Annotated in this window: 23 protein-coding genes; 15 read left to right on the forward strand and 8 right to left on the reverse strand. The window is 63.1% G+C overall.

All coding sequences use genetic code 11. The features are described from left to right. The first annotated feature begins 216 nt into the window (after positions 1–216). From NKI37_RS09045 to NKI37_RS09055, 3 genes are all read left to right on the forward strand, one after another. The gene (locus NKI37_RS09045) at positions 217–978 is read left to right on the forward strand and encodes a Crp/Fnr family transcriptional regulator (RefSeq protein WP_023806537.1); all 762 of its coding nucleotides are present in this window, start codon (positions 217–219) and stop codon (positions 976–978) included. Between the two features lie 124 nt (positions 979–1,102). After that, positions 1,103–1,429 (forward strand): ElaB/YgaM/YqjD family protein, encoded by a 327-nt coding sequence (locus NKI37_RS09050; RefSeq protein ID WP_023670092.1) that lies wholly within the window; start codon positions 1,103–1,105, stop codon positions 1,427–1,429. Positions 1,430–1,440: 11 nt separating this feature from the next. Beyond that, entirely contained in the window at positions 1,441–1,902 is a 462-nt protein-coding gene (locus NKI37_RS09055) for a hypothetical protein (RefSeq protein ID WP_023706299.1), read from the forward strand. A gap of 58 nt (positions 1,903–1,960) precedes the next feature. Here the strand turns inward: NKI37_RS09055 and NKI37_RS09060 are convergent, their stop codons facing one another. Beyond that, positions 1,961–3,529 carry a sensor histidine kinase gene (locus NKI37_RS09060; RefSeq protein WP_502896399.1) on the reverse strand — a complete coding sequence of 523 codons (1,569 nt, stop codon included), beginning with the start codon at positions 3,527–3,529 and terminating at the stop codon, positions 1,961–1,963. Positions 3,530–3,644: 115 nt separating this feature from the next. Between NKI37_RS09060 and NKI37_RS09065 the strand changes: the two genes are divergently transcribed. Beyond that, entirely contained in the window at positions 3,645–3,872 is a 228-nt protein-coding gene (locus NKI37_RS09065; protein ID WP_023735212.1) for a hypothetical protein, read from the forward strand. Between the two features lie 26 nt (positions 3,873–3,898). Here the strand turns inward: NKI37_RS09065 and NKI37_RS09070 are convergent, their stop codons facing one another. Continuing rightward, complete coding sequence (locus tag NKI37_RS09070; protein WP_352790907.1) at positions 3,899–4,819, reverse strand: diacylglycerol/lipid kinase family protein; 921 nt, start codon at positions 4,817–4,819, stop codon at positions 3,899–3,901. A 256-nt stretch (positions 4,820–5,075) separates the two neighbouring features. Between NKI37_RS09070 and NKI37_RS09075 the strand changes: the two genes are divergently transcribed. Then, positions 5,076–6,380 (forward strand): PRC-barrel domain-containing protein, encoded by a 1,305-nt coding sequence (locus tag NKI37_RS09075; RefSeq protein WP_023715017.1) that lies wholly within the window; start codon positions 5,076–5,078, stop codon positions 6,378–6,380. Positions 6,381–6,484: 104 nt separating this feature from the next. On the opposite strand, the gene NKI37_RS09080 is transcribed toward NKI37_RS09075, so the two are convergent. Further along, the gene (locus NKI37_RS09080) at positions 6,485–8,023 is read right to left on the reverse strand and encodes an alkaline phosphatase family protein (protein WP_031197104.1); all 1,539 of its coding nucleotides are present in this window, start codon (positions 8,021–8,023) and stop codon (positions 6,485–6,487) included. 217 nt (positions 8,024–8,240) lie between these two features. On the opposite strand from NKI37_RS09080, the gene NKI37_RS09085 reads away from it, so the two are divergent. The 4 genes from NKI37_RS09085 (at position 8,241) to NKI37_RS09100 (ending at position 11,410) form a co-directional block, all read left to right on the forward strand. Then, positions 8,241–9,173 (forward strand): VOC family protein, encoded by a 933-nt coding sequence (locus NKI37_RS09085; RefSeq protein WP_023724468.1) that lies wholly within the window; start codon positions 8,241–8,243, stop codon positions 9,171–9,173. A 4-nt stretch (positions 9,174–9,177) separates the two neighbouring features. Further along, positions 9,178–9,810, forward strand: coding sequence for an alpha/beta hydrolase (locus NKI37_RS09090; protein WP_023727286.1), 633 nt, complete (start codon positions 9,178–9,180; stop codon positions 9,808–9,810). Next, on the forward strand, positions 9,803–10,102 hold the full coding sequence (locus NKI37_RS09095) for a GNAT family N-acetyltransferase (protein ID WP_023683956.1): 300 nt from the start codon (positions 9,803–9,805) through the stop codon (positions 10,100–10,102). The genes NKI37_RS09090 and NKI37_RS09095 overlap by 8 nt, the downstream gene beginning before the upstream one ends. Before the next feature lie 249 nt (positions 10,103–10,351). After that, positions 10,352–11,410, forward strand: a complete 1,059-nt coding sequence (locus NKI37_RS09100; RefSeq protein WP_023690114.1) for a dipeptidase — start codon at positions 10,352–10,354, stop codon at positions 11,408–11,410. Between the two features lie 3 nt (positions 11,411–11,413). Here NKI37_RS09100 and NKI37_RS09105 read toward each other — a convergent pair whose 3' ends face one another. The 4 genes from NKI37_RS09105 to NKI37_RS09120 are packed head-to-tail and all read right to left on the reverse strand — an operon-like array spanning position 11,414 to position 16,111. After that, positions 11,414–11,659, reverse strand: a complete 246-nt coding sequence (locus NKI37_RS09105) for a hypothetical protein (RefSeq protein WP_023690115.1) — start codon at positions 11,657–11,659, stop codon at positions 11,414–11,416. Between the two features lie 2 nt (positions 11,660–11,661). Beyond that, positions 11,662–12,888: an aminomethyl transferase family protein gene (locus NKI37_RS09110; protein WP_352790905.1), complete on the reverse strand. Its 1,227-nt coding sequence runs from the start codon at positions 12,886–12,888 to the stop codon at positions 11,662–11,664. A 51-nt stretch (positions 12,889–12,939) separates the two neighbouring features. Continuing rightward, on the reverse strand, positions 12,940–14,505 hold the full coding sequence (locus tag NKI37_RS09115) for a phytoene desaturase family protein (RefSeq protein ID WP_352790904.1): 1,566 nt from the start codon (positions 14,503–14,505) through the stop codon (positions 12,940–12,942). Next, a complete protein-coding gene (locus NKI37_RS09120) occupies positions 14,492–16,111 on the reverse strand; it encodes a phytoene desaturase family protein (RefSeq protein ID WP_023690118.1) in 1,620 nt (539 codons plus the stop codon). The genes NKI37_RS09115 and NKI37_RS09120 overlap by 14 nt, the downstream gene beginning before the upstream one ends. 202 nt (positions 16,112–16,313) lie before the next feature. On the opposite strand from NKI37_RS09120, the gene NKI37_RS09125 reads away from it, so the two are divergent. The 6 genes from NKI37_RS09125 to NKI37_RS09150 all read left to right on the forward strand — a co-directional run bounded on the left by NKI37_RS09125 (position 16,314) and on the right by NKI37_RS09150 (position 21,424). After that, positions 16,314–16,559 carry a hypothetical protein gene (locus tag NKI37_RS09125; protein ID WP_352790915.1) on the forward strand — a complete coding sequence of 82 codons (246 nt, stop codon included), beginning with the start codon at positions 16,314–16,316 and terminating at the stop codon, positions 16,557–16,559. Next, complete coding sequence (locus tag NKI37_RS09130) at positions 16,502–17,113, forward strand: class I SAM-dependent methyltransferase (RefSeq protein WP_352794422.1); 612 nt, start codon at positions 16,502–16,504, stop codon at positions 17,111–17,113. Before NKI37_RS09125 ends, NKI37_RS09130 begins: the two co-directional genes overlap by 58 nt. A gap of 27 nt (positions 17,114–17,140) precedes the next feature. Next, entirely contained in the window at positions 17,141–17,803 is a 663-nt protein-coding gene (gene betI, locus NKI37_RS09135) for a transcriptional regulator BetI (RefSeq protein WP_023711681.1), read from the forward strand. Positions 17,804–17,856: 53 nt separating this feature from the next. Further along, positions 17,857–18,939, forward strand: a complete 1,083-nt coding sequence (locus NKI37_RS09140; RefSeq protein ID WP_352790903.1) for an ABC transporter substrate-binding protein — start codon at positions 17,857–17,859, stop codon at positions 18,937–18,939. Between the two features lie 116 nt (positions 18,940–19,055). Then, positions 19,056–20,132, forward strand: coding sequence for an extracellular solute-binding protein (locus tag NKI37_RS09145; protein ID WP_023670074.1), 1,077 nt, complete (start codon positions 19,056–19,058; stop codon positions 20,130–20,132). After that, the gene (locus tag NKI37_RS09150) at positions 20,129–21,424 is read left to right on the forward strand and encodes a flavin monoamine oxidase family protein (RefSeq protein ID WP_352790901.1); all 1,296 of its coding nucleotides are present in this window, start codon (positions 20,129–20,131) and stop codon (positions 21,422–21,424) included. Before NKI37_RS09145 ends, NKI37_RS09150 begins: the two co-directional genes overlap by 4 nt. A 40-nt stretch (positions 21,425–21,464) precedes the next feature. Here NKI37_RS09150 and NKI37_RS09155 read toward each other — a convergent pair whose 3' ends face one another. Further along, positions 21,465–22,538 carry an ABC transporter ATP-binding protein gene (locus NKI37_RS09155; protein WP_023748366.1) on the reverse strand — a complete coding sequence of 358 codons (1,074 nt, stop codon included), beginning with the start codon at positions 22,536–22,538 and terminating at the stop codon, positions 21,465–21,467. Positions 22,539–22,591: the final 53 nt, after the last annotated feature.

Consider the following 22,591-nt stretch of genomic DNA (forward strand, 5'->3'; position numbering starts at 1 on the left):
ACCTTGGGGGATCGGTCAGGCCTTAATCCGAAAAGTTCGCCCACCGGCTCTACTCCACAAGCGAGCTTCGAATTCGCCTCAGTCGAGTGTAGCGAGTCATGATCGCTATTTGCCATCCTGTCATTTAAAAAAGACATGCCATCGGCAGCGGAACCGCGGCCTTGCAAAGGCGTAGCACTCAGTCTCTGGCAAGAGACTTTCGAAAGAGGGATCGAAATGTCTGGCCAGAATGGTCGTTCGTTTTCCAGCCGTCAGTACCCATGCGAGATCTGCCCGCTTCGGGCATTGCCGGTGTTCCGGGAATTCGAGAAGCAGGAGCTTGCCTATGTCAGCATGTTCAAGAAGGGCGAACTGGCCGTCGACAAGGGCGCCACAGTGCTGGTCGAAGGCAGCCAAAGTGCTCATCTCTACACCGTGCTTTCGGGCTGGGCCTTCCGCTACAAACTATTGTCGGACGGCAGGCGCCAGATCCTGAACTACTCCATGCCCGGCGATCTTATCGGGCTGCAGGGCAGCCTGATGGGCGAAATGCAGCACTCGGTCGAGGCGCTGTCGCCCATGCTGTTGTGCGTCTTCGAGCGTGAAAACCTGCACGAGCTCTACCGCAACCATCCGGGCCTTGCTTACGACATTACCTGGCTGGCGTCGCGCGAGGAGCGCATGCTGGACGAGAACCTGCTCAGCGTCGGTCGGCGCACGGCGGTCGAGCGCACCGCCTATCTCATTGCCTTCATCGCCAGCCGCGCGGCGGCAGTCGGGCTCAACGGCAAGGCGCCGGTGCAAATCCCGATTACCCAGCAGCATGTCGCCGATACGCTCGGCCTGTCGCTGGTCCACACCAACAAGACGATCCGCAAGCTCATCGATCGCAAGCTGATCGCCTGGCGCGACGGCGGTTGCGAAGTGATCGACGGGGAGGGGCTGAAGGATCTCGCGCGCTGGGAGGGCCTAAGCGAAGGCCGTCGGCCGCTGATCTGACAGGCAGGCCTCCATCTGGGGCTGGACTCGCACTTGCAAACACCCTTTCATGGATACGGTCTCCGATTTCGGAACCATGACGTGTGTCGGGCGTTTGAAGCCAAGCAAACGCAAGGAGTTTAGAATGGCAACTGCCGCAGGAAAAACCGCCAACGAAAGTCAGACGAACGCCGACCTGGAAGCCGACATTCGGCAGTTGAAGGCGGATATCGAAAAGTTGACCAAGCAATTGGCCAAGACCGGCGAACATGGTTACGGCACGGCGCGGCGCGCTGCTGCCGAAGGCGTCGACCAGTTGCGCGCGCAGGGCGAAGCCGTCTTCGACAGCCTGCGTGGCAACGCCAAGGATCTTGAGGCCCAGATCACGGCCAATGTGCGCGAGAAGCCGGTCACTTCACTGGCGATCGCGGCCGGCGTCGGCTTCCTGTTTGCGCTTCTTGCCCGGCGCTAGTTTCGACAGAGATGGGCATGCTGGCACCGCTTATCTCGGCCTTGGCCTCGGGTGAAGCCATTGCCGCCATGCGCCGCGCGCGCACGGCGGCAATCGTCTACGGGCTCGCCGCCGTGGCTGCCCTGTGCGGCCTCGGGTTTCTCCTGGGGGCGGCCTACATCTGGGCGGCTGACCGTTATGGCTCGATGGCCGCCTGTCTTGGCTTCGCGGCCGGTTTCCTGGTAACGGCCGGGCTTATCGTGCTCATTCATCAACTTGCGGCCGGAACGCGTGCGCGCCGACGTGCGCGAAGGCGCAATGCCGACCTGAAGGCGCTCGGTATCACCGCGGCGCTTGCCGTGCTGCCGGCCTTGCTCAAGGGGAAAGGCGGGAAGGGCGTCATTCTCGGCCCGATGATCGCGCTCGCGGCCTATGCCATCTACCGCGAGAACGTCAAACCGGATCCGGGCGATCCAGACAGCGAAGCCGACTAAAGCGCGTCGCGCTGATACGCTGTTCCCGGGAAAACCGCTTCGCACTTCTGAAATTGCTTTAAGCCGGCAGATCTTCAAGCGGCATCGATATTTCGGCGAACACGCCTTCGCTGCGGAATTCGTGGGTCACTTCGCTCGATAAAACCTTGGCGAGGCTGCGGCGGATCAGGATAGAGCCGAAGCCCTGGCGTTCCGGCGGGTCGACTTTCGGCCCGCCGCTTTCGCTCCAGGTCAGCACAAGGCGGCGCGCGCCTTTCTTGCCCGCCGCCTTCCAGTCGACATCGACCTTCCCCGAGCCAACCGACAGCGATCCGTATTGCAGCGCGTTGCTGGCCAGTTCGTGCATGATCAAACCGAGCCCCACCGCCTGGTCGGGCGAAAGCAGCAGCTCCGGACCGGAGATCACGATGCGCGGCCGTTCTGCCGAATCGAACGGCTTCACCTCGATCTGCATCAGTTCGCGAATACCGATGCCGCGCCATTCGCGATCCGACAGCAGGTTATGGGCAGCGCCCAGCGCCTGCAGCCTGGCGCCGAAGGCTTCCAGGAATTCGCTTGGGCGGCGAGCGTGGCGAACGGTCTGTGTGGCCAGCGCCTGCACGGTCGCCAGCGTGTTCTTGACCCGATGGTTGAGCTCGCGCAGCAGCAGCCTTTGCCGGTCCTCGCCGAGCTTGCGTTCCGAGATGTCGTAGTTGACGCCAAAGATAAGCGTCGGCTTGCCTTCGCCGTCGCGCTCGATGACGCGGCCGCGGGTGACTATCCAGCGCGGCGGATCGAAGCCTTTGACCCGGTATTCGCCGAAATAGTCGTCGCTGCCGGTCAGGCGAAAGCGCGTCTCGGTCTGGTAGACGTCGCGCGGGTCGATGGCGGCCAAAATGTCGCGCGCCCGCAGCCGGTTCGAACGCGGCAGGTTGAACAGCTCCGACAAACGCACGTCGCATTCGATCATGTCGGTGCGGATATCCCAGGCCCAACTGGCGAGCGAGGCGGCATCGAGCGCTATGGCTCGGCGCTTTTCCTCCTGCGCCAAAGCAGCCGTGGCAATGGCGCCGCTGCGGGTGGCGTCCTTGAGGGTAAACAGGCTGGCGGCGAGGCTGGCCAGCGATTTCAAATGATCGAGCGCGGCAGCGGACGGAAATTCATGCGGCTCCCGGTCGAGCACGCACACCGTGCCGACGCGCGCGCCGGCGACCACCATCGGCGCGCCGACATAAAAGCGGACATGGTGTTCGCCGGTGACCAGCGGGTTGCGGGAGAAGCGAGGGTCGATGCTGGCATCCGGCACCACCATGGGCTCGTCGCCGGCGGCAATGGTATGGGCGCAGAACGATATGTCGGTCGCGGTTTCGGTCTCGTCGAAGCCGACACAGGATTTGAACCACTGTCGTTCGGTGTCGAGCAGCGTGACGAGCGCGATCGGCGCCTGCATCACGGCTGCGGCAAGGCCGGTAATGCGATCGAAGTCGGGATCGGAGTCGGTGTCGATCGCGTCAAGCCTATGCAGTACGGCAAGCCGCTCCGGCGCCGCCACGGCGCGGCGGACCTCAACCGGCAAACCAGCCTGCTTCGCCACCTTGCTATCCACCAAGCCCCCTCGCTTGCAGGCCCCACCTGCGGTGGCGCGCATCTCGCGCGGCCGTCGTCGCGCGCCGGAACTTTTGTAGCAAGCAATCGTTACCCCACCATGCTTCGCTGGCGATGGTTTTATCCACCATCCCGGTTGCGCGACAGGAACGCCGCCAATGACCAAGATCGCCCCTGAAAACAAAGCCCGTCAGGGGCGCTGGGGTTGGCACGGCCTGCGCATATTGGTCGCCGGGTTGCTCCTGGCTTTCATTGCTTGGGGAGCGGCCGAGATTTATGGCCAAAAGATCGATCCAGATACCCCTGAAAGCCAGGGGCAGCCCACCGGCCAGAGCGCGCCGGCCAACCAGAGCGCGCCAGCCGGCGAGGGGCAGTCGGGCGGCTAGGGTTTTCCGCGTCATTCGTAATCGCATCAGGCGGCCTTCGCCTGGGCGGCTTGCGCCGGAACCAGGACGTTCAGTGCGCCAGGGTGGATCTGGATTGTCGTTTCGCGCTCCAGCTTGACCAGTTCGCCGTCGATGACGGCGCCGAATTTCTTGCTCCCGGTATGGATAGTCACGATTGCCTTGTCGGCCTGATGAGTTTCGACATGATCGCTGTCGCGCCACCTGCCTCGAGCCATGTCGAAGAGCGCCCTGACCAGCTCGCCACGCTGCCGCGCCACGGTTACATAGATGCCGAGCACGCCGCCGGCAGGATTGTCGGCATAAGGCAGATGGCCTTCGCCAAACAGATTGTTGGAAATGCCGATGCCGCTGATGCGGGTCACGATTTCGGCTTCGCCGACCGTCAACGTCACCTTCATGGCTGGAGGATTGTTGATCGTCGTCCAAGCGGCCTTGGCCGAAGCGCGAATCTTTCCCAGGCGCGAGGCGAATTCCATATTGTCGCGCAGCTTCACCATCCTGGCGTGCAGGCCGATCGAGAACTGATGCACGAACGGCCGGCCATTCGCGCTCGCGATATCGACCGCCATGATCTCGCCGTCGGCAAAGGACTTCAGCGCGCCATCGATGGTCTGCGGAATTCCAAGGCCGCGGGCGAACAGGTTCATTGTTCCTGCAGGCAGGACGGCCAGCGCCTTCTTGCCATTCATCAGCCGCCCCGCGGCGGCCGAAATGGTGCCGTCGCCGCCACCGGCCAGCACGACGTCGAAGTCGCGCCGCGCGGCGACCTTGTCGAGCGCCGCGACAATCTCCTTGCCGGCGACGATGTCGATCTCGATGGAGTGACCAGCCGCCTCGAGCGTCTGGCGCATCCGGTCGGTTAGCGCTGAAAGATCGGTGGTCCGCAAGGTGCCGCCGTCCCGGTTCAGCACCGCTGCAAATCGCATGCCCCACTCCGTATTCTTTAGCGGCCGGAATGCCAGCCGCAGGCTGAAACGGGCAAGCTTGGGAAAGGTTCCATCGGCCGGGTGGGAATGTCGGGCGATTCCGCGGACTTGCCCAGGGTATTTCGATGCTCCCGTTTTTTCGGAACAAGCGCCTTGTCACAACGTTGTGATCCCATTGGAGGCGCCGCCTTCGGTCTCCCGGCAAGTGGTTTGCCGATTGCGGCGCACATGAGATCACGCAAGAGGAGACTTAATCATGATCCGCACACTGTTCGCGACGACCGCACTGGCAACGCTGATCGCTACCGGTGCGTTTGCGCAGTCAACGACGACCCCGGCGACGACCCCAGCGCCGGCTGAAGCCCCTGCTACCATCGCGCCGGCGCCGCAACAGGCCGACGGCGCGCTGATGACCAATATCATCGGCGAGTCTGTCTACAATGGCACTGGCGACGATGCGCAGAAGATCGGTGACGTCAGCGACGTCGTCCTCGATGAAAACGGCCAGGCGAAATCCGCCATTATCGGCGTTGGCGGCTTCCTCGGCATAGGCAGCAAGAACGTCGCCTTCGACTACGGCAAGTTGCAATGGGTCGAGAGGAATGGTGATCGCTGGCTCGTCGCCGAGACGACGAAAGAAGCGTTGACGGCGCTGCCCGACTTCGACCGTAAGCCTTACGATCCGGCCCCGGCGCCTGCTTCCACGGCGCAGAACGACCCGCAGAAGCCGGTTGATCTCAACGCCGCGCCGTCAGAACCGGCGGTGAAACGCGCTGACGGCAATCTCGCAACCAACATCATCGGCGAGAATGTCTACAATGGCACTGGCGACGATGCCCAGAATATCGGCGACGTCAATGACATCGTGCTGACCAAGGATGGCAAGGCGCAGTCGCTGGTGATCGGCGTCGGCGGCTTCCTCGGCATGGGTGAAAAGAACGTCACCTATGATTTCGCCAAGGCACGGTGGGCCGAAAAGAACGGCGATCGCTGGCTGGTGGCGCAGACGACCAAGGAGGAACTGCAGGCGCAGCCTGATTTCGACCGCAAGCCCTATGATCCGGCGCCGGTGACGACAACCTCCGACGCAACGCAGCCGACTGCTCCCGCTGCCCCGACGGCCGTTGCACCGGCTGACAATGCTCAGCCAGCGGACAAGACCGCGGAAGCTCCGGCCGGTACAAAAGCCACCGATCCGACGCAAACGGCAGCGATCGACAAGTCGACACTGACCGAAATGCCGGTCGGCAACATCAGAGGCGACGACCTGAAGGGCACCACCGTCTATGGCGCCAACGACGCCAAGGTCGGCGAGATCGGCGACGTCGTGCTCACGCCCGACAGCAAGCCGGATGCCGTCATCATCGATGTCGGCGGCTTTCTAGGCATCGGCGCCAAGGAGGTCGCGGTCGGCATGGACAAGCTCAAATTCATGACCGACAAGGACGGCAACAAATATCTCTACACCAACTTCACCAAGGAGCAGCTGCAGGCGCAGGCTGCGTATGACAAGGGCAGCTATGCCGAGAAGCGCGACCAGCAGCGGATGATGGTACAGTAAGGGAATAGGCAGTAGGGATTGGGCAGTAGGCGAAACCGAGTGACGAGGCAATCAGGCCGCCAGAACATTCTACTGCCTACTGCCTACTGCCTACTGCCTACTGCCTACCACATATCCACCACCCCTTCGTCCGTCAGCTCTGCAAGCGCCAACGACTGGTCAAGATGCTCGGCGCGCCAGGCAAGCAGTCGCTCGGCAAATTCAAGCCGCACGCTGAGATAGGCCGGGTCGGCGGCAACGTTGGCCAGTTCGCCCGGATCCTTCTGCATGTCGAAGAGCAGCGGCGGCAGGCCGCCGCCGAAATGCACGTATTTGAATTTTTCCGTACGGATGACGGCGAGGTTGCACTGGCGCGAGCCGATGCCGAAATGCCGTTCGGCCTCACCGCTGGCAATCGAGCGGAAGTCGAACTCCCAATGCGCCGCGTCGCGCCAATCCTTAGGCGGTTCATCTTGCAGGAACGGTTTTAGCGAGCGGCCGTCGAGATGCAGCTGGGCGTCGGCGTCCAGCAGATCGAGCAAGGTCGGGAAGATGTCGACGGCCTCGGTGAAGTGGTTGACGGTCGAGCCGGCTGCATTGCCGTGACGCGGGTCGCGCACGATCAATGGGATGTGATAGCTGCCGTCGAAGAAGCCGCCTTTGCCCAGCATGAAATGGTCGCCCATCATCTCGGCGTGGTCCGAAGTCAGCACGATGATGGTGTCATCCCATGCATTCGCCGTCTTGATCGCTTGCCAGATGCGGCCAAGCTGCGCGTCGACCTCCGAGATCATGCCGTAATAGATCGCGCGGATGGCCCGGATGTTGTCGTCGCCCCAGTCGCGCACGTGGCCGTCGGTGCCGGGGCGGAAGCTTCTCCGCTTCTGGCGACCAAGGTCGTAAGCCAGATAGGGATGCCTTTGCGCCTCGGCCTGCCAAGTCTCGACATGGCGGAAGGGCGGTCCGTCCGCCGGATCATACAGCGTGTTGTAGGGCCGCGGTACGACAAAGGGCGGATGCGGGCTGATGAAGGAGACATGCGCGAACCATGGCGAATCCTGTTCGTCCAGCCAGCGAATGAATTCGCCGGCAAGAAAAGCGGTCGGCGTCTCGTCCCTGGAATAGACAGGCGGCGCGCTGGTCACGGCGTCGCCCGCTTCCCCGCCCACGGGGCGGTGAATGCCGGGAGAGCCCGCGCTGGTGTCGACGCCACGTGCCTTCAGCCATGACAGCCATGGTTTCTGATGCTCAGGCAGGAACTGGCGAACGCTGAAGCCGGGCAGCACGCCCTCATAGCTTTTCAGCCGGGGATCGCCCGGCGCCATCGTGCGCGGATCGGGCGAGACGTCGGTGTAGCCGAACAAAGTCGGATCATAGCCGAGGGCGCGGGCCGAAAGCGCCATGTTGCCGTGGCGGGCGTCGAGCGGCGTGCCGTTGCGGCAGACGCGATTGTTCATCTGGTAGAGGCCGGTGTAGAGGCACGCGCGGGCCGGCGAGCAGGGCGCCGCGCCGCCGTAATGCCGCATGAAAAGGACGCCTTCGGCGGCGAGCGCATCGGCATTCGGCGTCTTCACCACGGCATGGCCGGCAGCCGACAGGCAATCGCCCCGCCATTGGTCGCAGGAGATCAATAGGATGTTCGGGCGTCTGCTTTTCGCGGCCAATGCTCTATCCTGTCACGTCGGGAAGACGTTCAATGAACCGGAATTTGGCGGCAGCGCAAGCCTGTCAGTCTTGCTTAAATGGTGAACGAAAATTTCCTGCTGTTCACTATTGGGATACAGTCCATTCTGAGTTTGCCGCCTTTGCCATTGCCAGGCGGCCCCTCATATAGGCGTGGACAGCGGCAAGAGCCGCAAACCGAAGGGAAGGAGCAAGACAATGCTCGACCAGATCAAGGGCCTGCATCACGTGACGTCGATGGCCGGCGATGCGCGCCAGAACAATAATTTCTTCACGCACAAGCTCGGCCTGCGCCGGGTCAAGAAGACCGTCAACTTCGACGCGCCAGATGTCTATCACCTCTATTATGGTGACGAGCACGGTACGCCCGGCTCGGTGATGACCTATTTTCCGTTCCCGGACATTGCCAGGGGCCGCCATGGCGTCGGGGAAGTCGGTACCACGGCCTATTCGGTGCCGGCCGGCACGCTCGGCTATTGGGAAAAGCGCTTCGCCGATGAAGGCGTTGCGGGTGTCTCCCGCGAAGAGACGTTCGGCGAGAAGCGGCTGGCCTTCGCCGGTCCCGACGGCGACGGTTTCGCGCTGGTCGAAGACAAGGCGGACAGCCGCGCGCCATGGTTGAAAGGCGGCATTCCCGCTGATGAGGCGATACGCGGCTTCCACTCGGTCTCGCTCAGATTGAAGGATGGTGGCGCCACGGAAGAGCTGTTGAAGTTCATGGGCTATGAGCAAGTGGACAAGTCCGGCAGTGTCAGCCGGCTCGCCATCAAGAACGGCAACGGCGCTGATGTCGTCGATATCGAATCGCTTCCTACCGCGGGCTTTGCCAATCTCGGCGCCGGCTCGGTCCACCATGTCGCCTTCGCGGTGGAGAACCGCGCCCAGCAGCTCGAAGTGCGCAAGGCGCTGATCGATACGGGTTATGGCGTGACGCCGGTGATCGACCGCGACTATTTCTGGGCGATCTACTTCCGAACGCCGGGCGGCGTGCTGTTCGAAGTCGCCACCAATGAGCCGGGCTTCGACCGCGACGAGGACACCGCCCATCTCGGCGAAGCCCTGAAACTGCCGACGCAGCACCAGCATCTGCGGCCCTATCTTGAAGAGCATCTGCAGAAGCTGGAAGGCTGAGACGATGAGCAAGGAAGCTTACATCCATAAGGCGCTGCCGGGTTCGCCCGGCGGCCCGCTGCTCTTCGTCTTTCACGGCACCGGCGCGGACGAGAGCCAGCTGCTGTCGCTCGGGCGCGACCTCGCGCCACAGGCGACGATCGTATCGCCGCGCGGCGATGTTTCCGAGCATGGTGCGGCGCGTTTCTTCCGCCGCACCGGCGAGGGCGTCTACGACATGGACGACCTCGCGCGGGCGACCGCCAAGATGGCCGGTTTCATCAAGGCGCAGGTGGCAGCGGCAAGGCCATCTTCGGTCTTGGGTCTCGGCTATTCCAACGGCGCCAACATCCTGGCGTCCGTAATGTTCGCCGCGCCCGAGCTGTTCGATGCGGCGGTGCTGATGCACCCGCTGATCCCGTTCGAACCGCAGGTGCAGGGCAGCCTTGCCGGACGCCGCATCCTGGTCACCGCCGGCAAGCGCGACCCGATCTGCCCGCCCAACCTGACATCCCGGCTGGAGGCCTATTTGCGCGCCGATGGCGCCGATGTCACAGTGGAGTGGCACGATGGCGGCCACGAAATTCGACCAAACGAGATCGAAGCGGCGAGGCGGCTTTTTGCCGATGCGCCGGTTGAAGGAGCAAGCGATGCCTGACGAATTGCCTGAGATCGAACTCGAGGACCGCGGCTCGAAGGGACGTTATGTGCTGCGCGGACCCGGCGGCGCCGAGGCGGAAATGACCTTCACCAAGGTCGGCGAGCACCAGATCATCATCGATCACACCGAAGTGCCGGACGTGTTTCGCGGCCAGGGCGCCGGCCTTCGGCTTGTCACACGCGCCGTCGAGGACGCGCGGGCAGTGGGCAAGAAGATCATCCCGCTCTGCCCCTTCGCCAACGCCCAGTTCCGCCGCCATCCGGAATGGGCGGATGTGCTGAAGCAATAGACCTTTTTCCCTTCTCCCCTTGTGGGGTGAGTTGCCGGTCGCCGAAGGCGAATTCATCGTGCCGGTGGCACGATGAAAGGCCGGCGAACGCCGGGACGCTGCGAAGCAGCGGGGACCCGGCAGGTGGTCGGAGTCGCTCAGCCACAAGAGCGAACGCCTCTCTGGCATTTGCGCAGTTCGGCCTTCTTGCCTAAGTACACAGTTCGCCGCGGTTCGTCCGCTCCTGCCAATTGACCGAATGGCTTCCTAATGACCGAACCCGATCTCGTCCCCGTCTTCGACGGCCACAACGACACGCTGCTGCGACTGTACCAGTCGAAAGACACAGACGTCGAAAAGCTGTTCATCGAGGGGACGCAGGGCGGTCATATAGACCTGCCGCGCGCCAAGAAGGGCGGCTTTGCCGGCGGCATGTTCGCGATCTTTCCACCGCCGGTCGAGAAGAGCAAACGTGCTGCGGTGCCGCCGGCGCCGAGCGACAATGAGCCATTGCCGCCGGAACTGCCGCGCGCTGATGCGCTCAATTCCACCATCGGCATGGCCTCGATCCTGTTTCGGCTGGAGCGCGCGGGCGCGCTGACAGTCTGCCGCAGTGCCGGTGACATTCGCGAGGCGATGGCGAAAGGTTCGATCGCGGCGGTGTTTCATATTGAAGGCGTCGAGGCGATCGATCCCGAACTTACCTTGCTCGACGTGCTCTACGAAGCCGGCCTGCGCTCGCTCGGCATTGTCTGGAGCCGCCCCAACGCCTTCGGCCATGGCGTCCCGTTCCGCTTCCCGTCGTCGCCCGATACTGGACCGGGGCTGACCGATGCCGGCAAGGCGCTGGTCAAGGCCTGCAATCAGCTCAAGATCATGATCGACCTGTCGCATCTCAACGAAAAGGGCTTTCGCGATGTCGCCGCACTCAGCGATGCGCCGCTGGTCGCCACCCATTCGAACGTGCATGCGCTGTGCACCCATTCGCGCAACCTGACGGACTGGCAGCTCGGCGCTATCCGCGAGACCGGCGGCATGGTCGGGCTCAACTTCGCCACCGGCTTCCTGCGTGAAGACGGACGGATGAATTCGGACACTAGCCTCGACATCATGGTGCGCCATGTCGACTCGCTGCTGCAGGCGCTGGGCGAGGACGGCGTCGGTCTCGGCTCCGATTTCGACGGGGCGATGATTCCGGCCGTCATCGGCGACGTTGCCGGTCTGCCGAAGCTGATAGATGCGCTGGCCGCGCGCGGTTTCGGACGCGCGTTGATCGAGAAGATAGCCTATCGCAACTGGCTGAGCGTTCTCGAAAGAACCATAGGCTGAGGCTTAAGCGCCCATGCGCTTCAGCCAATCCTGGCCGCCGCGATCCCTGATCATCGGCAGCGGGTTCTCCCAGTCCAGCCGCGCGCAGATGCGGTAGACTTCCAGCGTCTCGGCGCTCATTTCGCCGCGCTTGTAGAAGTACATGGCGGCGGCATAGCGGGTACGACCCGACCATTTTTCGCCGAGCGGCGTGTTGACCAGCTGCCACTGTTCGGCGGCTTCCGTCTCATCATCCGGTTCGTCGGCCATGATCAGAAATCCGCCGGCGGATTGGCGGTGCGGCGGTCGAGCTTGATGAAAGGACGGGCCACCACCTTGGCCCGCTTCATCAGCTTCTGGTACTGCAACTCGCGCATGGCGTAGATCTCGACCCAGAGGTCTTCCACCATCGTATCACCATAGGGACGCGTCAGCGAGGCGATGGCAATGTTGCGCTTGGCCATCGGCGACCACATGGCGGCGCTGACCAGGCCGACCTCCTGATGCTTCTTGTGATAGACGATGGCGTGTTCGGCCGGGATGTTGCCTTCGATCTCCAACCCGACCAGCACGTAAAGCAGCTTGCGTTTGGCACGGGCTTCGAGGATGGCGCGGCGGCCATTGAAATGGCCTTTTCCCAGGGCGACCATAAAGCCGAGACCGATATCGTCCGGCATGCGCAGACGGTCGGCGCGAATGGCATGGTCTGCGGTGGTGAAGTCGGCATTGGCGACGATGAGGCCGGCTTCCAGCCGGGCGCGGTTGAGGGCGGCGTAGCCGATGGCGCGGATGCCGCGCAGTTCGCCTGCCGTCATCAGGCGGTCCCAGAGGCTGAGCGCTTTTTCGGCCGGCACGAACAGTTCGTAGCCGAGATCGCCGGTGAAGCCGGTGCGCGAGATGGTGATAGTGCCGCCATCGTGCGGGAACTCGGCGAGATCGAACACTTTGAGTTTTTCAACGCCGGCAAAGCCGGCCTCGCGCAGCACGGCGAAGGAGGTTGGGCCTTGCAGAGCGAGACCAGCGACGCTTTCAGTCTCTTCTTCGACGGTCACTTCGAAACCGATGGCGCTGTCGAGCAGCCAGGGCAGGTGCCGCTCCTGCGAACACAGGCGGAAGCGGGTCGGCGACAGCCGGAACAGCGTGCCGTCATCGAGGACAAAACCTTCGTCGTCGCACCATGCGGTGTAGTGGACGCGGCCGGGTTTCAGCTTGGTGACATCGCGCAGCGTGACGCGATCGAGGAAGGCTTCGGCATCCGGCCCCTCGATGCGGTATTTGGTCATCGGCGAGATGTCGAACAAAGCCGCCTGGCTGCGGATGGCGAAATATTCGAGTTCCTCGTCCCACAGCGAATGCGGCGCGCGATAGCCGGCCCAATTGTACCAGTCCTGAGTTTTGGCCACCGCATCGATGCGCGGCTGGAACGGCGTGCCGAGACGCAAGGTGCGGAAATGGCCCTGCGCTGTGGTGCGGGCGGCGTTGTTGATCGGACTCGTCATGACGACATTCCTTCGCCGTAGAGTGCGGCGTTGACTGGCTGAAACATCCGGTCATCCCTTCGTCGCTATGATGCGCCGCGCCGCATTAAAACCGGGAGCACCCGAAACGCCGCCGCCTGGATGCGAACCGGCGCCGGCCAGGAACAGCCCCTCGATCGGCGTGTCGTAGCCCGACCAGCCGGAGACCGGCCGCGACATCAACATCTGGTCGGCCTGCAATTCGCCGTGGTGCCAATGGCCGCCCGGCATGCGGTAGTTGGCTTCGATATCGGCTGGCGTCAAAAGCTCGGCATGCAGCACGGACTTGCTGATACCGGGGGCGTAGGCTTCGAGCTGCGCCATGACAGCGCTGAGGAATTTCGGCTTGCCAGCGTCCCAGCCCTCTTTCAGCGCATAAGGCGCGTATTGCACGATCGCCGACAGCACGCAGGCGCCGCTTGGCGCGAGCGACGGGTCGGAGAGCGAGGGCAGTGTGATCTCCATCACCGGTTCGGCTGAGAACTCGCCATATTTTGACGGGTTGAAGGCGCGCTCGACATGGTCGGGCGAGGGCGCGATGACCAGACGGCCCTTGTGATTATCGGCGCCGACGCCGGAAAATTGCGGTTGCCGTTCGAGCGCCAGATGGAGCTTCGCCGCGTCGCCCCTCATGCGGATGTTCTTTACCTTGCGCACGAAACCCGTGTCGAGCTCGCGCGGGCCGACGAGATCGAGCATGGTCGTCGCCGGGTTGATGGCGGAGACGATCGTTCTGGCGTGCAGCACCTCGCCGCCGTCGAGGGTCACGCCGAGGGCGCGCCCTTTCTCGACGACTATTCTGGCCACGGGCGCTGCCGTGCGGATGGTGACGCCGGCTTTCTCCGCCGCCGCGCGAATGGCGGCAACGACCGCACCCATACCACCTTTCGGCAGCATCTGTGCCCCGGCCGCACCGTCAGTCTCGCCGGCCAGCCGGTAATAGAGGCCAAGCAGCGAGGTCGGCGAACGCGGGCCGAGGTGGCTGCCAAGCGTGGCGTCGAAGGCAAGCAGGCCCTTCAGCCTGAGATCGGCAAGCTGTTCGTCGAGCAGGTCGGCGACGTTCAACAGGAGCACCCGCAGGAAATCGCGCATGTCTTCCTTGCCGAGCTTTTTCAGCGCCACGGCCGTCTGGCCGAGCGCTGCGGTTTCAAGCAGGGACATGCCACCGAGATCGGGCGGGCGCCGCGACAGGAACGGTTTCAGGATGCCGGCATAGCGCATGAGTTGCGCGCGCAATTCCTTCCAGGCGGACTGCTCGGACGGAGTGGAGCCGGTCAGCACTTCGCCATAGGCGCCATGCAGGACAAGCGGCGGGCCGTCCCTCGCCAAGGCGACCGACGGAATGAAGTCTGCGCGGGTGACCTGCAGCCCGTGTTTCTCCAGCTCCAATATCTTCACCACGTCGGGGTGCAGGCGGTTCAGCACATGCGCGATCGAGGAGACCCGAAAACCTGGCGCAAACTCTTCGGTGCGCGCCGCGCCGCCGACATCGCCGGCCGCTTCCAGCACCAGCACCTTGCGGCCGGCTTTCGCCAGAGTGGCGGCAGCGACAAGGCCGTTATGGCCGCCGCCTATGATGATGGCATCAAATGACGTCATGGGCCGGGCTCATATGGGAGGTCGATTTGGCGAGGTCGCGCAGGATCTCGGCTGCCGCATTGCGGCCGGGTGCGCCCATGACGCCGCCGCCGGGATGTGTCGAGGAGCCGCACATATAGAGCCCGCCGACCGGCGAGCGGTATTGTGCGTAGCCCGGCACCGGGCGGTTGAACAGCAGCTGGTCGAAGGTCAGCTCGCCCTGGAAAATGTTGCCTTCGGTGAGGCCGACCTCGGCTTCGATCTCGCGCGGCGTGCGCACCTCCATATGGACGATGCGGTCGCGGAAGCCTGGCGAGTATTCGGCGATCTGCGCAACTACGCTTTCGGCGAAACCGTCGCGGTCGGCATCGGTCCAGTCCTGGCCCTTGACCTTGGGCGGTGCGTACTGCACGAAGCAGCTCATGAAATGCTTGCCCGGCGGCGCCATGGTCGGGTCGAGCGTCGTTGGGATGACCATGTCGAGGAATGGGTCGGCCGACCAGCGACCGGCCTTCCAGTCGTCATAGGCGCGCTCCATGCGCTCCATGGAATCGGTGAAATGCATGTCGCCGCGATAAACGGGTGAATCCTTCGGCAGTGCCGGGAATTCCGGCAGAGAATCCAGCGCGATGTTGACCTTGCCGGAGGAGCCGCGGATCTTGAAGTTCCTGACCCGCCGCAGGAAAATGTCGGGCAGTTCCTTCTCCTCGACCAGTTTCAGGAATGTGCGTTTGACGTCGGCGTTGGAGACGACGAGCTTGCCGTAGACCTCCTCGCCGCCGGCCAGCACCACGCCCTTGGCCTTGCCTCGGCTCACCAGCACATGGTCGACCTCGGCGCCGGTGCGGATAGCGCCGCCGGACGCCTTGAATGAAGCGGCGAGCGCCTTGGTGACGGCGCCCATGCCGCCGCGCGCATAGCCCCAGGCGCCGACCGAGCCGTCGACCTCACCCATATAATGGTGCAGCAGCACGTAGGCTGTGCCGGGCGACATCGGCCCGAGCGCGGTACCGATAATGCCGGACAAAGCGAAGTTCGCCTTGATGACATCGGTCTCAAAATATTCGTCGAGGAATTCCGAGATCGACATGGTCCAGAAGCGCAGCGTCAGCGCCATTTCTTCTGATGACAGGCCGACGAATTTCTTGCCGAGATAGAGAAGCTCTCCGAGGTCGCGCGGCTTGAGACTGGCCGGGTCCGGTGCGGTGCGCATCAGCAGCGGCTGGATGAAACGGCACTGCCGCGTCACGTCGCGCGAATAGCGGTCATAGGCCTCCGCGTCGCGCCTGGAGAAGCGGGCGAATTCGCGCCGGTGCGCATCGTGGTCACGGTAGTTGGCGAGGTAGTCGCCGTCGCGGGTGAACACGGCGCCGCCTTCATAGGAAATAACCTGCAAGCCGAAACGCGGCAGTTCGAGGTCGCGCATGATCTCGGGGCGAAACAGCGAGCAGACATAGGAGCAGTTGGAGTAGAGGAAGCCCGGCGTCAGCTCGCGGCTGGTGGCGGCGCCGCCGACCCAGTCGTTCTTTTCCACCACCAGCACGTCGAGCCCGGCGCGTTGCAAATAGCTGGCGTTGACCAGGCCGTTGTGTCCGCCGCCGATGACGATCGCATCCCAAGCTTTCATTCGCGCCCAGCCTTCATGGTGCTCGACCCTTCATTTTTCGCGTGATTTGTCGCCGAATGCGCGGAATTTGGCACGGCAGCGGCTATTCTGTCCAGCCGTTCTGAATGAATGTTCAACAAATGATATTGCGTTTTCCTGTTAATACGCTACGCTTTGCCGGCATTCGAACCTGCGCAATTCGGCTGATGGGACTTAAGGTCTGATGATCGAAACGGCAGATGGCGAGCCGGAATATGACGACGCCGCGATCCGCTTCCTCGAGGCGCTGTGGGGCGAGGGTTATCTGTCGCCGGGCGGACCAGACGAGGTCGACCGGGTGGTCGAGGGCTGTCGCTCAGGGGCAAGACGATCCTCGACATCGGCTGCGGCTCCGGCGGCATCGCGCTGCATCTGGTCGAGCGCCACGGTGCCGCTCATGCCACCGGCTTCGACATCGAGCGGCCGGTGATCGAGGCGGCCAGAAAGCGGGCTGCTGTACGAGGGCTTTCAGACCGCGCCAGCTTCGTCCAGGCGCCGCCCGGAGCGCTGCCTTTCACCGATGGCGCCTTCGATGTTGTGTTCTCCAAGGACGCGCTTTTGCATGTGCCCGACAAGGACGCGCTGTTTGCCGAAATCTTCCGCGTGCTGAAACCGGGCGGCGTCTTTGCCGCCTCCGACTGGCTGATCGGCCATGACGGCGAGCCGTCATCTGAGATGAAGGCCTATGTCGCGGCCGAAGGCCTGTCCTTCGCCATGGCCTCGCCGGCACGCTATGCGCAAGCGATGCGCAGCGCCGGCTTTGCCGATGTCACTGTGAAGGACCGCAATTCTTGGTATCGCAAGGTCGCGCGCGGCGAGCTGGAAAGGCTGAAAGGCCCGCTCTACGAGACGGCGGCAGCCGCGGTCGGAGCGGCCTATATCGACAAGAACATCAAGACCTGGGAGGCCATGAAGAAGGTGCTTGACAGTGGCGAGCACCGTCCCACTCATCTTCGCGGGTGGAAGCCGGCTGTCGTGGGATAGCCGGCAATGTGGAGCATGACGGCACCGATGAAAGCTGCGCGCGAAGAGCGATCCTCCGACACGTCTGGAGAAACCGAACCGGAAAAACGCGGCCGCAAGGCGTCGAAGGAGGTCAGGCAACAGCAGCTGATCGAAGCGACCATCGATTCGCTGGCCAAGCGCGGCTACGCGGAGACGACGATGGCCGATGTCGCCGATGGCGCCGGCCTGTCGCGCGGCATCGTCAACTTTCATTTCGAGAGCAAAGAGAAGCTGCTGATCGCCACCCTGCAGTATATGTATGACGAGTATTCGGCACATTGGCGTGCTGCCCTGCGGAAAGCCGGTGATGACCCAGCCCGCCAATTGCAGATTCTGGTTTGGGCCGACTTCGACCGCTCGATCTGCAACAAGCGCAAGCTCGCCGCTTGGCTCGCTTTCTGGGGCGAGGCCAAGTCGCGGCCGGTCTATCAGGCGCTGAGCAGTTCCCGCGACGCATATTACCAGCAGGTCTTCATCGACCTCTGCGCGACGCTCAAGCAGAGCGGCGGCTATGCCTATGAGCCGCAGGTGATGGCGCTGGCGCTGTCAGCCATGTTGGAAGGCCTGTGGCTGCGGTTGATGATGGGAACCGAAGACACCACGCGCGAAACCGCGCTGCAAGCGGCCAACGCGTTCCTCGCAGCCGCCTTTCCCAAGCACTACGGATAACCAGAAGCCGGCCAGTCGAGTCGGCAATGCAATGACAAAGAGGATGGAACAGCATGAAAAGAATAACCCGACGCCTGACACTGACATTGGCGCTGACGGCGACGCTGGCTGGTTCGGCCGCGGCGATTGCGGTCGCCGCCGACAAGGACCTGATCGTGTTCGACTGGTCCGGCTATGAGGACCCGAGCTTCCACCCCAAATATGTCGAGAAGAACGGCGACTCGCCGACCTTCGCCTTCTTCGGCGACGAGGACGAAGCCTTCGAGAAAGTGCGCTCCGGTTTCAAGGCCGATCTTGGCCATCCCTGCTCGCAGAGCGTGACAAAGTGGCGTGAGGCGGGGCTGCTGCAGCCGCTCGACACCTCGAAGATCACCGGCTGGAAGGATCTCAATCCCGGCATCATGGCGATGAAGGATTTGGCCACCACTTCGGACGGCAAGGCCTGGTTCATGCCGTGGGACTGGGGCAACACCCGGCTCACCTACAACTCCGACAAGATCGACGCGAAGGATGTGCAGTCGCTGAAGGCCTTCGCCGATCCCAAGTTCAAGGGGCGGGTCTCAATCGGCGACAATGTCGACGACGCCTATGCGCTGGCCAGCCTTGCCATCGGGCTTAAGGACTGGACCAAGATGACGGACAACCAGTTCAAGCAGGCTTCCGACTTCCTGCGTCAGGTGCACAAAAATGTCCGCTCCTACTGGACCGATACCACCGACGTCGTGCAGTTGCTGAGCGGCGGCGAGGTCGATCTCGCCTGGGCATGGAACGATGCCACGGTACAATCCGTCGCTGCCGGTGTGCCGATCAAGTCCAAGAAGGATACGGACGAAGGCATCTCGACCTGGGTCTGCGGCTACGTGCTGTTCAAGGACGCACCCGGCAATGTCGACAAGGCCTATGACTACCTCAACGCGATCAACGATCCCGAGACCGCCAAGGTGCTGGTCAAGGACTGGGGTTATGGCCAGGCCAACGCCAAGGGCATGGCCGGCGTCGACCCGGCGATCCTGAAAGAAAAGGGCTATGACGACGTGCAGAAATTCGTCGACAAGACCCTGTTCCAATCGCCCGTGCCGTCGTCGCTCAAGCTCAAGATGATCGCCGAATTCGAGAAGATCAAGGCAGGCTACTAAAGCTCTGTCCGGCCTCCTCCGTCTGCCTGTCAGTGCGCCGGGCAGACGGTCTCGCCAAGGCCGCTGAAATTCCGTAACGTCGCCCGGCCGCTTTTCGCGATGAGGAGTTTCGCGCCATGAATTCCATGCTTCGCCGCCTCGCCCTTGCCGCTGCTCTTACAGTCGGCGCCGGCGCCGTGCTTGCTTATGCCGAAGGCGGCGGCGACCTCGTCGTGTTCGACTGGTCAGGCTATGAAGATCCGTTGCTGCACCCCGACTACACCGCCAAATACGGCGCCGAGCCGACCTTTGCTTTCTTCGGCGACGAGGAGGAAGCGTTCCAGAAGATGCGCGCCGGCTTCAAGGCCGACATCGCCCACCCCTGCTCGCAAAGCGTGACCAAGTGGCGCGCGGCCGGCATTCTGCAACCGCTCGACACCTCCCGGATCGCCGGCTGGAAGGATCTCAATCCCGGCATCATGGCGATGAAGGATCTCGCCGTCACCGCCGACGGCAAGGCCTGGTTCATGCCGTTCGACTGGGGCAACACTTCGCTGCTCTACCGCACCGACAAGGTCACGGCGGAGGAAGCGCAGTCGCTGAAGATTTTCGCCGATCCCAAATTCAAGGGCCGCGTCACCATCGGCGACAATGTCGATGACGCCTATGCGCTGGCCAGCCTGGTCATCGGCCTCAAGGACTGGACCAAGATGACCGACGCGCAGTTCCAGGAGGCGTCCGCCTTCCTGCGTGACGTCCACAAGAACATCCGCTTTTACTGGACCGACGACACCGACCTCAACCAGGCCTTTACCGGCAATGAGGTCGACCTCGTCTGGGGCTGGAATGAGACCTTCGTGACGCTCAAGGGCCAAGGCATGCCGATCGCCATGAACCGCGACACCAGGGAAGGCATATCCACCTGGGTGTGCGGCTATGTGCTGATGAAGGACGCGCCGGGCAAGCTCGATCAGGCCTATGATTTCCTCAGTGCGGTCAACGCGCATGCCGTGTCCGATTACTTGGTCAAGACCTTCGGCTACGGCCACGGCAACAGCGCCGGGATGGCCGCGATCGACCATCAGGTGCTGAGCGACCGTGGCTTCGACAATCTCGACAAGTTCTTGGACAAGACGCTGTTCCAGCAGCCGGTGCCGCCTGAGCTCAAGCAGCGCATGGTCACGGAATTCGAGAAGATCAAGGCCGGCTATTGAGCGACAGGACTGAAAGAACCGATGTCGTCATCGTCGGCGCCGGTTTCACCGGCCTGTCGGCTGCGCTTGAGCTGAGAAAGGCCGGCATCAATGTCGTGCTGCTCGAGGCACGCGACCGCGTCGGCGGCAGGGTCGAGGCTATTCGCAACGGGCTTGGCGAGCGCATCGACAGCGGCGGCCAGTTTTTCTGCGAAGACATGCCGGAGGTGACGGCGCTGGCCGCGTCCCGTGGCAAGGCCTTCGTCGAAACCTATGTGAATGGCGATTTCATCACCCATCCATCGCTGTCGGTCGAAGAGGCCGAACGGACCTATCATGGCGCGATGGCAATCCGCGAGCGGATGAATGCGATCGAGCCGGACGATCCCTCGATCGCCGGCATGAGCGCTGCCGCCTGGCTCGAACGCCAGCATGATCCCACTGACGCCAAGACGGCTTTCCGCTCGATGATCGAAGGCCTGTGGTGCTTGGCGATGCACATGGTGCCGCTGTGGTACCTCATCGACAATGACCGCCGCATCACCAACGAGGTGCCGGAGCTGCAGTATTCGCTGCTCGAAACCATGCAGTCGCTGGCCGACGACATGGCGGGAGATCTCGGCGACAGGGTTTGGCTGAACGAACCGGTTACGCGCATCGAGCACGGGCCGCAACGGGTTCGTGCCGTCTCGGCGAGCAACTCCATCGAAGCGCGAAAAGTGCTGGTCGCGCTGCCGCCGGCGACGGCCGCGAAGCTGGATTTCGCGCCCGCTCTGCCGCCGGCTCTCGCAAAGGCGCTCGGCGTCTGGGAAAGCGGTGCGGTGATCAAGATCCTGGTGCGCTATCCCACGCCGTTCTGGCGCGAGCGCGACCTGTGCGGCATGGTGATGTGGCGCGACCTGCCGGGCCTGTTCGCCTGTGACGCCAGCAAGGATGCGCAACATGCCGCGCTGGTCGTCTTCGTCGGCGGACCACTGGCGTTGCGTTGGCGTCCGCTCGCGGACGCGGCGCTGCGTGCGGAGGTCACGGCAAGGCTCGTTGATGCCCTTGGCCCGGAGGCGGCCGATATTATCGATTTCAGCCAGCGCGACTGGATCGATGACCGCTGGAGCGGCGGCGCCTACAGCGACCTTATTGTCGATGTGACGGCAAGGGATGCCGAGCGCACGATCCGTGCCGGCGCAGATCCTGTTCATTTCGCATCGTCGGAACTGTCGCCGTCATTCCCGGGTTATGTCGAAGGCGCCATCGTGATGGGGCGGATCGCAGCCAAACAGATCGCGACGGAACTTAAAATTCTTAGTGGAGCATGATCTTATTCCGAAAACCGGTTTCCACTTTTCGGGATCATGCTCAGTCCGCCATCGCCACCAAGGCCTCCGGATCGTAGCCGAGGCGGATCGAAGTGCCGACGGGGATATCGTCGGCGCCGAAGTCGTTGGTCTCGGTGACCGACAGTGGCTTTTCCAATCCGGGTATCTCGACGATGAGATGGGTGATCTCGCCAAAATAGTGGCGTTCGACCACCTTGCCGGCCACTTCGAATTTCGCCGTCGCGTTGTCCCACAGCACGCGCAATCGCTCCGGCCTGATGCCCAGCATGGCGCCGCCGCCATTGCGCACGAAGGCCTTCGGCTTGTCGGTCCTGACCCGGCCGAAGCCCAGCGTGTCGACGACCAGCGAGGCGGCATTCTCCTCTATGATCTGCGCTTTTACGAAATTCATGCCGCCGAGGAAATCGGCGACCTGGCGGTTGACCGGCCGCTGGTAGATTTCCTTGGGCGAGGCGACCTGGGCGATCTTGCCGCCGAACATTACGGCGATGCGGTCGGACATAGCGAGCGCCTCATACTGGTCATGGGTGACCAGCACGAAGGTGATGCCGACCGCCTGCTGCAGGCGGCGCAGTTCGACCTGCATCTGCTCGCGCAATTTCTTGTCGAGAGCCGACAGCGGCTCGTCGAGCAGCAGCACCTTGGGCCGCATCACCAAGGCGCGGGCGAGCGCCACGCGCTGGCGCTGGCCGCCGGAAAGCTCGGTGGCGAGGCGTTTGCCGAGGCCGGTGAGCGACACCTGCGCCAGCCCTTCCTCGACGCGGCGCTTTTCTTCCGTTCCTCCCAGCCTGAGCCGTTTCAGCCCATAGGCGACATTCTGCTCCACATTGAGATGCGGGAAGATGGCATAACTCTGGAATACCATGTTGGTCGGCCGGCGGTTGGCCGGGATGCCTTCCATCGACTGGCCGCCGACCGAGATCGAGCCGCTGGTCGGGTTGTCGAAACCGGCAATCATGCGCAGCAGCGTGGTCTTGCCGCAGCCGGAAGGGCCGAGCAGCGAAAAGAACTCGCCCTCCTTGATGGTCAGCGAGGCGTCGTCGAGCGCCTTGAACGCCCCATAGCTGCGGGTAACGCTGCGGATTTCGATCATTGCTCGGTCGGTTTGGGGTCGATCAGATTGGGCCCGCTCGGACTTATCTTGCT

Origin of the sequence: Mesorhizobium sp. M0626, assembly GCF_040320665.1 — a bacterium.
Lineage (GTDB): Bacteria > Pseudomonadota > Alphaproteobacteria > Rhizobiales > Rhizobiaceae > Mesorhizobium.

Coding starts and splice junctions, on each gene's coding strand:
- NKI37_RS09110 (WP_352790905.1), bottom strand. CDS start 12,888: ATGACGAGTCCGATCAACAACGCCGCCCGCACCACAGCGCAGGGCCAT.
- NKI37_RS09045 (WP_023806537.1), top strand. CDS start 217: ATGTCTGGCCAGAATGGTCGTTCGTTTTCCAGCCGTCAGTACCCATGC.
- NKI37_RS09105 (WP_023690115.1), bottom strand. CDS start 11,659: ATGGCCGACGAACCGGATGATGAGACGGAAGCCGCCGAACAGTGGCAG.
- NKI37_RS09115 (WP_352790904.1), bottom strand. CDS start 14,505: ATGACGTCATTTGATGCCATCATCATAGGCGGCGGCCATAACGGCCTT.
- NKI37_RS09095 (WP_023683956.1), top strand. CDS start 9,803: ATGCCTGACGAATTGCCTGAGATCGAACTCGAGGACCGCGGCTCGAAG.
- NKI37_RS09050 (WP_023670092.1), top strand. CDS start 1,103: ATGGCAACTGCCGCAGGAAAAACCGCCAACGAAAGTCAGACGAACGCC.
- NKI37_RS09140 (WP_352790903.1), top strand. CDS start 17,857: ATGAAAAGAATAACCCGACGCCTGACACTGACATTGGCGCTGACGGCG.
- NKI37_RS09070 (WP_352790907.1), bottom strand. CDS start 4,819: ATGCGATTTGCAGCGGTGCTGAACCGGGACGGCGGCACCTTGCGGACC.
- NKI37_RS09065 (WP_023735212.1), top strand. CDS start 3,645: ATGACCAAGATCGCCCCTGAAAACAAAGCCCGTCAGGGGCGCTGGGGT.
- NKI37_RS09085 (WP_023724468.1), top strand. CDS start 8,241: ATGCTCGACCAGATCAAGGGCCTGCATCACGTGACGTCGATGGCCGGC.
- NKI37_RS09120 (WP_023690118.1), bottom strand. CDS start 16,111: ATGAAAGCTTGGGATGCGATCGTCATCGGCGGCGGACACAACGGCCTG.
- NKI37_RS09090 (WP_023727286.1), top strand. CDS start 9,178: ATGAGCAAGGAAGCTTACATCCATAAGGCGCTGCCGGGTTCGCCCGGC.
- NKI37_RS09145 (WP_023670074.1), top strand. CDS start 19,056: ATGAATTCCATGCTTCGCCGCCTCGCCCTTGCCGCTGCTCTTACAGTC.
- NKI37_RS09155 (WP_023748366.1), bottom strand. CDS start 22,538: ATGATCGAAATCCGCAGCGTTACCCGCAGCTATGGGGCGTTCAAGGCG.
- NKI37_RS09075 (WP_023715017.1), top strand. CDS start 5,076: ATGATCCGCACACTGTTCGCGACGACCGCACTGGCAACGCTGATCGCT.
- NKI37_RS09060 (WP_502896399.1), bottom strand. CDS start 3,529: ATGCGCGCCACCGCAGGTGGGGCCTGCAAGCGAGGGGGCTTGGTGGAT.
- betI (WP_023711681.1), top strand. CDS start 17,141: ATGAAAGCTGCGCGCGAAGAGCGATCCTCCGACACGTCTGGAGAAACC.
- NKI37_RS09125 (WP_352790915.1), top strand. CDS start 16,314: ATGATCGAAACGGCAGATGGCGAGCCGGAATATGACGACGCCGCGATC.
- NKI37_RS09055 (WP_023706299.1), top strand. CDS start 1,441: ATGGGCATGCTGGCACCGCTTATCTCGGCCTTGGCCTCGGGTGAAGCC.
- NKI37_RS09100 (WP_023690114.1), top strand. CDS start 10,352: ATGACCGAACCCGATCTCGTCCCCGTCTTCGACGGCCACAACGACACG.